This is a genomic window from Acinetobacter sp. TUM15064 (assembly GCF_008980265.1).
Classification (GTDB): Bacteria; Pseudomonadota; Gammaproteobacteria; order Pseudomonadales; family Moraxellaceae; genus Acinetobacter.
In genome coordinates this window covers 1-12,006 of record NZ_BKFU01000036.1, presented here as the reverse complement: position 1 = coordinate 12,006, position 12,006 = coordinate 1, and the positions used below count along the sequence as shown (strand labels likewise).

Annotated in this window: 9 protein-coding genes and 2 pseudogenes; 3 read left to right on the top strand and 8 right to left on the bottom strand. The window is 41.1% G+C overall.

All coding sequences use genetic code 11. The features are described from left to right. Positions 1–38: 38 nt before the first annotated feature. Positions 39–587, bottom strand: a complete 549-nt coding sequence (locus GBI16_RS11420; RefSeq protein WP_004981577.1) for a lipocalin family protein — start codon at positions 585–587, stop codon at positions 39–41. 169 nt (positions 588–756) lie between these two features. Next, a complete protein-coding gene (gene nudC / locus GBI16_RS11415) occupies positions 757–1,530 on the bottom strand; it encodes an NAD(+) diphosphatase (protein ID WP_171494562.1) in 774 nt (257 codons plus the stop codon). Between the two features lie 383 nt (positions 1,531–1,913). Here nudC and GBI16_RS11410 point away from each other — a divergent pair, with 383 nt between their 5' ends. Both GBI16_RS11410 and GBI16_RS11405 read left to right on the top strand, forming a co-directional pair. Continuing rightward, a complete protein-coding gene (locus tag GBI16_RS11410; RefSeq protein WP_151707127.1) occupies positions 1,914–3,437 on the top strand; it encodes a cryptochrome/photolyase family protein in 1,524 nt (507 codons plus the stop codon). Between the two features lie 3 nt (positions 3,438–3,440). Further along, positions 3,441–3,575, top strand: a complete 135-nt coding sequence (locus tag GBI16_RS11405) for a DUF2256 domain-containing protein (RefSeq protein ID WP_081408287.1) — start codon at positions 3,441–3,443, stop codon at positions 3,573–3,575. Between the two features lie 14 nt (positions 3,576–3,589). Here the strand turns inward: GBI16_RS11405 and GBI16_RS11400 are convergent, their stop codons facing one another. The 4 genes from GBI16_RS11400 to GBI16_RS11385 form a co-directional block, all read right to left on the bottom strand. After that, positions 3,590–3,844 (bottom strand): TIGR03643 family protein, encoded by a 255-nt coding sequence (locus tag GBI16_RS11400; protein WP_058952279.1) that lies wholly within the window; start codon positions 3,842–3,844, stop codon positions 3,590–3,592. A 175-nt stretch (positions 3,845–4,019) separates the two neighbouring features. Continuing rightward, positions 4,020–4,952, bottom strand: coding sequence for an IS5 family transposase (locus GBI16_RS11395; RefSeq protein ID WP_151707106.1), 933 nt, complete (start codon positions 4,950–4,952; stop codon positions 4,020–4,022). Between the two features lie 101 nt (positions 4,953–5,053). After that, the gene (locus GBI16_RS11390) at positions 5,054–6,010 is read right to left on the bottom strand and encodes an Imm49 family immunity protein (RefSeq protein WP_119063189.1); all 957 of its coding nucleotides are present in this window, start codon (positions 6,008–6,010) and stop codon (positions 5,054–5,056) included. A 13-nt stretch (positions 6,011–6,023) separates the two neighbouring features. Then, positions 6,024–7,520 (bottom strand): VENN motif pre-toxin domain-containing protein, encoded by a 1,497-nt coding sequence (locus tag GBI16_RS11385; RefSeq protein ID WP_228267834.1) that lies wholly within the window; start codon positions 7,518–7,520, stop codon positions 6,024–6,026. Between the two features lie 40 nt (positions 7,521–7,560). Between GBI16_RS11385 and GBI16_RS11380 the strand changes: the two are divergent. Next, positions 7,561–8,486, top strand: a pseudogene (locus tag GBI16_RS11380) (IS5 family transposase). Positions 8,487–8,661: 175 nt separating this feature from the next. Here the strand turns inward: GBI16_RS11380 and GBI16_RS11375 are convergent. After that, complete coding sequence (locus GBI16_RS11375) at positions 8,662–11,535, bottom strand: type I restriction endonuclease subunit R (protein WP_151707105.1); 2,874 nt, start codon at positions 11,533–11,535, stop codon at positions 8,662–8,664. A 45-nt stretch (positions 11,536–11,580) separates the two neighbouring features. After that, positions 11,581–12,006, bottom strand: a pseudogene (locus GBI16_RS11370) (hypothetical protein); the annotation flags it as partial.

Below are 12,006 nucleotides of genomic sequence, written 5' to 3'. Positions count from 1 at the left end.
TGTTGAGAGATTTATCAGTTCGGCAAAAGGTTAGCAGATTAATGAGGCAATTTGATAAGTTTTGTCACGTCATAGCCATAATCTTTCGCAGTGTCTATATATGACTGATAAGTTGCTTCATCTAGTTGCGGTTCACGTGACAAAATCCATAGGTATTTATTACTTGGGCCACCCACCAGTGCCACTTTATATTCCGGGTCTACTCGTAATACCCAGTAATGACCTTTAGTAAAGGGTATCCATCTTAAACCTTTAGGCAAAAAGCTGACCTTCAGTTTGCTGTTCCCCTGATTTTGCGAATACGCAACACCTTCAGAGCTAATTATCTCGCCATTGGCAATTCGGCAGCTATTCAATACCCCGATAGTTTGATCGGCATTGACGCTATATTGTGCCGTGATATTAGCTATACATTTACGCTGAAAATACATCGGTAAATGCGCAATTTCATACCATTTACCGGCATACTTCTGGATATCTACCCGATCAACTGCCTGAGGCGCAGCAGTTTCTGCTTGAGTTGTTGTATTTAAGCTGATGATAGACAGTGCTATCGCTGCAAAAGCAGACTTAAATCGCATCTTCATTTTTTAGCCTTGTTGGATCTCAGGATTAAGATAACCCAGCTAGATGTGAACAAAGCGTGAAGATCAAATGATGCGATTCAGTTTTTCCAGATCAGGAAATGCCACCTGAATATTCACTACCTAGGGCGTTATTGCAGCTTATTTGAGAGACCCAAACAGAATTACTTTTTCAAAGCCATTCTTTGCTGTCATCTGCAACAGGTGTTCCATGCATCACATGCTGAATCATGGCATAGGCGATACTGCCCTTGAACGGAATCTCGGGTAACTGATCAAATTTGAAAAATTGCGCATCGCTGAGTTCATTTTCTTGAATCTGAATTTCCCCTCCGTGATATTCTGCCTTGAAGGCCATCATCAGATTGCTAGGAAACGGCCACGGCTGACTGGCTAGATATTGAATATTTTTGATTTGCAGCCCCACTTCTTCCAGCGTTTCACGGCGTACTGCCTCTTCTAGGGTTTCTCCAACTTCAACAAAGCCTGCAATCAGGCTGTACATCTGGGTTTTGTTGCGAGCATTTTTTGCCAGCAGAATTTCATCTATACCTCGGGTAATGATGGTAATCACACAGGGATTCACCCGCGGATACTGGTTAAAGCCACAGGATGGACAGATCATGGCATACTGGGTGGCATGCTGCTGGGTGGCGTGACCGCATTTACTGCAAAAGCGGTGGTTACGGCGCCATTCCAGTAACTGTACCGCACGGCTGGCCTGTTCAAACTGCGGTCTGCTCCAGACTTGCACCAGTTGCCGGATTGGAACCAGCTGATAACCTTCCGGCACCGGTTCGTCTTCTTTCAGGTCACGAGCAATGATCTCGCAATTTTCCGACAGGTTTAGGTCGTGCTGCAGTCTTTCTACCTGTGGCAACTGAAAATGCTCATCCACTAGTAATTGCTGCTGTCTAAAAATATACGCTTTTGAATGCATGCTCATGACAATTCCCTGATTAAAAAAATCCCATACAGAGGGGTGTATGGAACAAAACTAAGGAAGCTCACATGGAGTAACTTCAAGCCAGATACTAGGCGTGAGCTACTTGAATTACAACCATAATAATTTGTATCTTTTTGATTAAAATCACATAATTTTCACACTACTCATGTATTAAGAAATCATGTAAAGCGAGTTTCATCAACTGGCTTTAGCATTGTAGGGATGAATATTTTGTTATAGCAGTACTCATCATTTCTGTGCGATGTCTGCGGGCCATCTGGTCGAGTTGGATTGATTCAACATGCAGGATGATCTTTATTTTCACAAAAAATTGAACTGTCTTGACTTACACTGCGCTATCTTTCATAGGGTCTGGAATGGCTATGCGTTTCGGTTTAATTCTGGGTGACCAGCTTCATCATCAGCTTGCTACGCTCAAAGCGCTGGATCGTATCAGGGATGTGATCCTGATGGCCGAAGTTGTTGAGGAAGCCACTTATGTCGCCCATCATCCGCAGAAAATTGCCCTGATTTTTAGCGCCATGCGTCATTTTGCCAAAGAACTCAAAGCAGAAGGCTGGCGTGTACGTTACCATGCTTTTAAATCTGATAGTCCGATTCGTAGCCTGCTGGATTTCGTAGAGTCACAGCAGCAACTCTTACCAGTCACAGAACTGGTCATTACGCACTGCGGGGAATATCGTTTACAGCAGCAGATTGAACAGTATTGGAGCCAGCAGCTGCAATTGCCAGTACAATGCCTGAATGATGAACGTTTTTTCTGTAGTCCGGAGCAGTTCCGGCACTGGGCCAGTCGCTACCAGACACTGCGTATGGAATATTTTTACCGGGAAATGCGCAAGCAGACCGGTTACTTGATGCAAGGACAGCAGCCGTTTGGAGAACAGTGGAACTATGACAGCGCCAATCGTAAGGCCTGGGCTGGCAATCCCCCTTTGCCTGCACCACTTCACTTTGAACACGATCAGATTGATCTGGATGTGCTTGAATTGGTTGAACGTGAATTTTCCCGCCACTCTGGCAGCCTTGACAACTTCCGCTGGGGCACCACACGTAGCAATGCTCTGCTTGCACTGGAGCATTTCATTACCCACAGTTTGCCACATTTTGGCGATTATCAAGATGCCATGGTTCAAGACTCAGACATGCTGTTTCACAGCCTGCTCTCACCTTATCTGAACTGTGGTCTGCTATTACCTAAAGAAGTCTGTGATGCGGCAGAAGCTGCATACCATGCCGGTCATGCACCACTGAATGCAGTGGAAGGTTTTATCCGACAGATTCTCGGCTGGCGCGAATATGTTCGCGGAATTTACTGGCTGTACATGCCAGAATATGCCAGCCACAATGCACTGCAGCACTCAGCACCATTGCCACAATTTTACTGGACTAGCCGCACTCGGATGAACTGTATGGCTGAGTGTTTCCGTAATACTTTTCAGCATGCCTATGCGCATCATATCCAGCGTTTGATGGTGACTGGAAATTTTGCCTTATTAACTGGTGTAGACCCGCAGCAGATCAGCGAGTGGTATCTGGCAGTCTATGCCGATGCCTATGAATGGGTAGAACTACCGAACACGCTGGGTATGGTGATGCATGCCGACAGCGGCTTGATGGCCAGCAAACCCTATGCGTCCTCGGGCAATTACATCCATAAGATGTCCGATTACTGTAAGCACTGTAGCTACAATGTCAAAACTCGCACCGAGCTAGATAGCTGTCCGTTCAATAGCCTGTACTGGTATTTCATGATCCGGAATGAGGCGAAATTTCGTACTCATCCACGTATGGGCATGATCTATCGACAGCTAGATAAACTTAAAGATCGGCATCAGATTATCAGCCATGCCCAGCAACTTCTTAGCCAGATCAATGAGTTATAAACGATGAAAAAACAGCATCTCCCTGAAAAAATCTGTATACACTGTTTGCGCCCTTTTACTTGGCGCAAGAAATGGCACCGCTGCTGGGAGGAAGTACAATATTGTTCTGAACGATGTAAACGTGAGTCCAGACGGTAATCAAAATCAAACACTTAGAAACGCTTGTATTGGCGTGAACAATAGGCCCGTATCACATCAGGTAAACGCAGCTGCAGATGCTTGGTTTTTCGGCCTGTCACACGTGCACGCCACATTTTAAAGCTACTGGGTTTCATATTTTGCCGCATCAAGCGGATCACTGCCGCTTCGTTCAAACCAAACTCACATTGAATGGCTTCAAATGGGGTTCGATCCTCCCAGGCCATTTCGATAATTCTGGATAAGTCTTCTTCAGAAAATTGATTCATGCCATTCTCATTTTAATTACTATGAAGCTTCAATAAGTTCTATCAACTCATTTACAAAACTTGAGTCAACTTTAATTCAACTAAAAGCATAATAATACGATCATGAATTTTTTGTGATTGAACAGCTTTGTTGCACAAAGATTTAAAAGACAGCACCTGCTTATCTGAACAGAACTCAAGTGACAACTTGGGTATGAGGACGGCCTAATTCTGTAAATCTGTTTAATACTGCTATGCGTGCATGAATCTCATTGACCTGACTAGGAAAACTCCTTGCTGTTAATTTATCGCCTAATAATTTGATGCAATGCATCTTGGTTTCGACCAAACTTCGACGATGATAACCAGACCATTTTTTCCAAAGCATTCTTCCTAAACGTTTCACTGTTTTTAATAATTCATTCCGCTCTAAAGATCTCAATTTCTGATCTTTCCATGGTTTTGCATTTTTTCTTGGTGGAATGACCGCATGTGCATCTCGATCTAAAATGACTTGTCTGCAGTACTTCGTATCATAAGCACCGTCGGTATAGACCGAATCAATTCGTTCGTCTAAAGGAATTTGAGCAAGTAAATCATCGAGTACTTGTGAATCGCTCACATTATTTGTAGTGAGCTGTACTGCACGTATTTGCAAGGTGTCGGCATCAATACCAATATGAAGCTTACGCCATTGGCGACGATATTCAGGTCCATGTTTCTTACGTTTCCATTCACCTTCACCTAGAAACTTCAAACCAGTTGAATCTACGAGTAGATGTAGCCCATCGCTACTTTTTTGATAGCTAATCGCAATATCATTATGTTTTTGTCTTCGACAAAGCGTGCTGTAATCTGGCGCAATCCAATTTAATCCACACAGTTTAATCAAACTTTGAACAAAACCTGTGACCATGCGTAAAGAGAGTCTGAATAGAGATTTGATCATTAAACAGCATTGAATAGCGGTATCAGAGTAAGTTTGATTTCGACCTTGCTTGCCTTGTGGTTGTGCATACCACTGAGTGTTTGGATCAAACCAAATGGAAATATTACCTCGGTTAATGAGGGCACGATTGTAGGAAGACCAGTTAGTTGTACGATAGATTTTAGGAGCAGGTTTATTCATACTGAAATTATAGGACTGAATAATCTTTCTAGGCTAGGTTTATGCAACAAAGCCAAATAATCATCCCGAATTAGCGCCAGTTACTCTCGTCTCTAATTTACTCAAACTGGAAAAAGCTGATCGGTTTTTCTTAAATAGTAATCAATCCAATTCTGCAAATATGCATATGGATACGAAAGTTTGTAAGGTTTCATAAAGTCAACAATATCTTGATATTCTTCTTCAGGGAGTGGCTGATATTGAATAAGTTCTTTTGGTGCAATTTCATGGTCTATGCCTAAATCGAAACCATGTATCGAAGCTAATTTTGCATATATAACAACTTGGGGTTGTAAATAAAAATCGTAATAGACGAGTGTATGCTTAGCTGCATCTTGTGCTATTTTTTTATTAAAAAATGGTTCTAATGCTTTTTTCATTCCTTCTAAATCTTTTTCTGCAAATGCAAGATAAAATTGAAAATCATATTTTCTGAGTTCAAGTTCTTTAGCAAATTGCTTAATTTTTGGCACTGGAGCATCAAGTACTTTTTGACTGCGTTGTTTTAAAAGCTCTAATTGTTTGCCTTCCAACATCAGTAAGGTGTTATAAATCATTTGACGATTTAAGTCGTATTCATCTTCTAAGTCTTCAGTATCATTCGCAACGTCTTCAATATTTCGAATTAAAAAATCTCTGATTTCAGTACTATCACTCATCAGCATATGAAACATGGGTTCTTTGACATTCGTATAATCCGAACGAAAAAAGAATGGCACAGGATTACTATACTCTACACTCTTTAATACACTGAGCTTTGAATAGACATAGGCTAGTTTTTTAAAAGTTTTTAAGTCTTTATGAAAGATCCAAGCACCTGCCATATTTCCATCGATATAGGAGTCAATATCCATCATCGCAGCAAAAGGATTACCTTTTCTTTCTTGTATATATGGCAAAGCTTCTTTATTAATAATTTCCTCACTATCTAAGTAACTTTTTATCACCATTGTCATATGATCAAAACGTTGTTGTGCATTTTTAAATTCACGTCGTGCACACATCATATTTATTTGCATTCGTAGCCTCCTATTATTTTTTCACGGTTGGTTTTGATTTAGCGGGTACACTGACTGGAATAATCACGGCTTGACCAGTAACCCGATCTACTCCTGTTACTGCTGTTTGAAGTTTTCCACTCCTTCTTGCTTGCTCAATAGCTAATCTTGCTGGATCATTTGGTGATAGCTCTTTTAAAACTGCTGCAACCCATGCTTCAGATAGTTGCGTATTTCCGCCCGCTGCATTTGAAGAGAGTTTTACAGTACCATTGGCAATTTGTTTACTGTCAGAAAGAATCGTAACACTGCCATCTTTTGCTACCCAAATATGATCAAACCCATTGTTTGAACCATATTTACCGCCTTTAACAACTGTAAATCCGTTTTGTTTTGCTAATGAATTAAATAATTGCTCAGTCAGCTCTCCACCTTTATCTTCACCTTTAGCAATTCTATTAACTAAATCTTGATCTGCTTTAGAAGTAACTTTTAGTGCTGTTTGATTTACTGTGACTTTTGTTTTATTCACATAACCTTTTTCAGTTGCTATTGCTGCGCCTTGTTCTAGGGCTTTTTTCATCCCAGCTAAGTCACCTGCTTTTTCAGCAACTTTATAAGCCTGACGAGCTTCGCCAAGCCCAGGAACAATCCCTGCCATCGCCCAAAGCACATCACCAGCAGATTTTGCTTGTGCTAGTGTTTGAATATCACCAATCACAGGAAGAAAACCAGTAGCTAACCAAAGTACTTCTTTTCGCTCGGCATACATTTTACTATTACAAGCTGTGGCACTTAATCCTGCACAATTATTTTTCCGATATAGTTCATCAGCACCTTGAACCAAATCTTCTGCTACTTGAGCATGCGTCTTACCTTGCAATTTGGCATTAATCATATCAGCAGCAGTACTATTATTCTCCACCGCATTCTGCCCAATCACACCTGCCAATTGTGCGTTATAACTAGAATCTCCTGCTGCTCCGCCAATAACAGCACCAATACTTGCCGTTAAATCTCTGATTTGCGCTTTAACATTTTCAGGAAGTAAGTTCGGCTGGAACTCGCCATTGATGTCTTGATAGCGTGGGTCATTTTTGTATTGATTAGTCAGATAGATCGCTGCCGCTTCACTCGCAACCGCTGCACTTCCGCCTGCCGTTGGGTCGCCACCGTTAATATAAGCCAGTGTTGCCCCTAAGATCGCATGAGACACTAACTGTGCTGCCGTGTTTTTATCCGCTCCATGACCAAATTCTTGCCCAATCACCTGAGCTGCATACGGTGCTAGGGTATTGGTCACCACTTGTAAGTCGGTTTGTCCACCCAATGCTGCGGTAATCGCAGTGGTCACTGCATTCAATGCTCGACTACTATTACCCCCCATGCCCCATGTTTGTGCTTGGTCTGCTGCCTCTTTGTATGCTGGTAAAGCATTTTTCAGAAGATTCTGTTTCGTTACATAGTCATCTGTGCTGTTATATTCAGCCCACTTTTCTCCACCTTCTGCTTTTAACTGGCTTTGTTGCACAAACCTATCCTAAAGGCTTATTTCACAATATAATTTTGAGATGAATAAGCCTGCACCTAAAATTTATCGTACAACTAATTGGTCCACATACAACCGAGCTCTCATTAATGGTGGGAATATTGCCATTTGGTTTGATCCCAAAACACAATGGTATGCTCAACCCAAAAGCAAACACGGACGAAATCGAACTTATTCCGATACAGCCATCCAATGCTGCTTAATGATTAAATCCTTATTCCGTCTGTCTTTACGTATGGTCACTGGCTTTGTGCAAAGCCTGATTAAACTTTGCGGATTAGATTGGGCGGCACCAGATTACTCGACCATTTGCAGAAGACAAAAGCATATTGATATTCAAATTAACTATGAAAAGAGTTGCAATGGGCTGCATCTACTTATCGATTCCACTGGTTTGAAATTTCTAGGTGAAGGTGAATGGAAGCGCAAGAAACATCAGCCTGAATATCATCGACAATGGCGTAAACTACATATTGGTATAGATGCTAAAACCCTACAAATACGTGCAGTTCAGCTCACAACGAATAATGTGAGTGATTCACAAGTCCTCGGGGATTTACTTGATCAAATCCCGCTGGATGAACAGATTGATACAGTTTATACAGACGGGGCTTATGATACAAAACAATGCCGTCAGGTCATTGCAGATCGACAAGCAAGATTCCACCCAGAAAAAATGCAAAGCCATGGAAAGACAACAACATTCATTCGCGAGAGCGAAATGAATTACTTCGAACAGTTAAACGTTTCGGCAGGACACTATGGAAAAAATGGTCAGGCTATCATCGCCGAAGTTTGGTCGAAACCAAGATGCATTGCATCAAATTATTAGGCGATAAACTCAGTGCTAGGAACTTTCAAAGCCAAGTCAATGAGATACATGCCCGTATAGCCATTTTAAATAAATTTGCAGAATTAGGCAGACCTCATACCCAAGTTGTCACTTAAATTTGAGGCACCTAGGAGAACTTTGCCTTTAAATCCTTTATGCAACAAAGCCTCTTTTAGGTAAAGACTTCATATAATTTAAACTAAGCTATCTGAGATGGTGGCAGATGAATTGCCACCTTACTCATTAATAAATTTAATTTTTATAATTGCTTTGACCCAATTATTACCTCTATTAAAACTCGACATAAAACTTCTCAATCAACTGTCTCGTTTTCGCCAGCAAATTGGTCAAGACATTATCTCGCTCAAACAACCTCACCTTAAAGTTAGGTAATTCCTTCATTTCTTCTTTACGTGGCAAGCGTTGATTAAACTCATAATTATCCAAGACCTGTTTTAACACTTCAGGTTTTAGGTTTTCTTGCTCACAGAAATGTTGATAAGCCTGTTCCTTCTCTGCATCCCAGAACTTAGCAAAGGCTGTTTGTACACTCTGTCCATTGATCATTTTCGGCATATTTTCTTCAATGAATTTTTGGATCAAGTCTTGCTTGTCATGTAAGCTAACATCCCCTCCAATTAAGTCATGCACTTGGGCTTCATACTTCTTCCGTTGTTCATCTGTTTCAGCATTAACGGCCATCTGTAACAGCGTCAGGATATACCCCACATTGATACGATCACTGTGCAGTAAATCTAATTGGAAATCGACATCATCTAGCACCGAGACTTTTTCTTTCTTAGTGATTTGACGAATTGCTCGACATAGGTCAGCATACTTTGAAGCGAAATTAGCAAAGTGCTGTTTATCTAAAACAGTCTGATCTTGATCATATTCCACAAAAGTTTGCAGTTGTGCGTTGTAACGCATGACTTCGCGGAATGCCTTGATGAATTCCAGTTGCTGATCTTCAGTCAGCAAATCATCCACGGCTTGATAATCGGGGGTAATGTTCAGTAATTTTTCGACTGCATCCGCATAATCCTGTTGAATTTCTTCAAAGCTTGGTACCAGTACTGTCTTTCTTGCTTCCTTATTAGAAAACAGGGCCAAGGCTTCATCCGTAGCACGTTTCAGATTGCGGAAGCTAATGATGTTTCCGAAAGGCTTTTTGTCATTGTAGACACGATTGGTACGTGAGAAAGACTGAATCAGACCATGGTATTTAAGGTTCTTGTCCACATACAGGGTATTTAGGGGCTTTGAATCAAAGCCCGTCAGGAACATATTCACCACCAATAGAATATCAATCTGCTTTTTCTTGACTCGATCTGCAATATCTCGGTAGTAGGCATAGAAGCCGTCACCAGAATTGTAGTTAGTACCAAACTGGGCATTATAGTTGGCAATGTAACGGTCCAACTTGTCACGGCTAGACTGGTTAATTTGAGTTGGCGTGTCTGTAGATTCTTCCTGAATCAAGCCATTCTGTTCCACGGTATCGACCGCTTCATTGGCACCGTAGGAGAAAATCGTGGCGATGGTCAAGGGCTTAAACAATCGACCTTGGGCTTCATCCTGTTGTTTCTTTTCAGCTTGGACTTTCTCAAACAAATCGTAGTATTGAGTCAGAGTATCGACTGAACTAACACAGAACATTGCAGTAAATTCACGGTTCTTAGTTTTGGTGTCATGCGTTTCAACAATATAGCGTGCAATCATTTCCAGTCGTTGCGGGTTATCGTAAAGTTCTTTGGTATCTATTCCTTCTACATCATCATAGCTTTCATTGGTCGCCATACCTTTACTGGTGTACTTGCCACGATAATCTATCTGGAATTGCAATACGTTACGGTCACGGATGGCATCGACAATCACGTATTGATGTAAGCACTGGTTGAACAGGTAATCCGTTGTTAGTTTTAGCCCTGCTTTGGACTGGCTGTTTTCCTCAAAGATTGGTGTGCCTGTAAAACCAAACATCTGCGCATTGCTAAAGAACTTTTTAATGTTCTGATGGGTATCCCCAAATTGGCTACGATGACATTCATCAAAAATGAACACTACTTTTTTGTCTTTCAGGTAATTGATGGATTTCGCATAACGGTCATTACTGATGGCACGATTTAACTTTTGAATAGTGGTCACAATCAGCTTGTCATGGCGTTGATCGAGCTGCTTCACCAAAGTATGTGTGCTGTCTGTGCTATCCACACTCTCTGCTTTAAAGGCATTAAACTCGCGTGAAGTCTGCGTATCCAGATCATTACGATCCACTACAAACAGTACCTTTTCCACATCAGGCATTTTCATGATGAGTTGACTCGCTTTAAACGAAGTCAGCGTTTTACCTGAACCTGTGGTGTGCCAGATATAGCCGTTTTGCTTGGAGTCCTGCACATGGGTAATAATCTTCTGTACGGCGTAAATTTGATATGGGCGTAATACCATCAAACTTTTACTGGTTTCCAACATCACCATGTATTGGGTCAGCATGTCTGTAAGATGCTTTTGATTTAAGAATGCATCAGCAAAATCAACAATTTCATTTATATGTTTATTGGCAACATCTGCCCAAGGAAAGGCAAACTCAATGCCAGTGGTCCCATTGGAGTAATAGCGGGTATTGGCGCCATTACTGATAACAAACAGTTGGATAAAACCAAATAGTCCTTGCCCTGCCCAATACGCTTCACGAATATAGCGTTGGGTTTGATTGAAAGCTTCAGCAATCTCCATACCGCGCTTTTTCAGCTCGATCTGTACCAAAGGTAGTCCATTTACCAAGAGCGTGACATCGAAGCGGCTGATACGCCCATTATGGTCACGGTGGTCTACCGTAATTTGATTGGTGACTTGAAAGATATTTTTGCTTGGGTCATCCGATAAAAAGAAGATGTGCTTGCTTGAACCATCATCAAATTTGACAGGAAACTGATCACGTAGGTTTTTAGCACGTTCAAATACGGTACCCTTGTTCAAGAAACTGATAACTTGCTTCCACTCAGTTTCTGACAGTAGTACAAGACCATTGGCTCGTTCAATCTGTGCTTTGAGGTTTGACAGTAGTTGGCTTTCATTCTTGATGGTGACTGTTGCATACCCCAGTCCTTGGAGTTGTAGAATCAGTTCATTTTCAAGTTGATATTCGCTTTGTACTGTCATTTTTACCTCAATTTTTACTTATCTATTCAATTTATTAAAAAGTTGCTACTGTCTCTCAAGCTCTACACGATTTAATATTTTATGTAAAAATACCATTTGCTTAGTGACTTCATTTAAATCGAATTGATTAAGTTCCCAACGCATCGCCCAAAATTTATTATTTTTCTCATACCACGATTCAGTTTGAGAATAAGCCCCTCTAGCTAAAACTTGTTTCACTTTTTTAATAATTTCATCAGTATGATTATCAATATAAATTGTAATTGAACAACTCATTGGCGAGTTGTTGATATGCAAGTTAAGTACAGTCTCCGTCCAATACTTCCAATTATTACCAACGAAACGCAAAGCAGGTGTGCCATTCCAAGTGTGCCATCTAAACCCTGCTTCATACTCGTCACCTAAAGCAATTTGGAACGAGTTATTGATATGATCAATAATCTCTTTATACACATTTTCTCTTAACTGCAC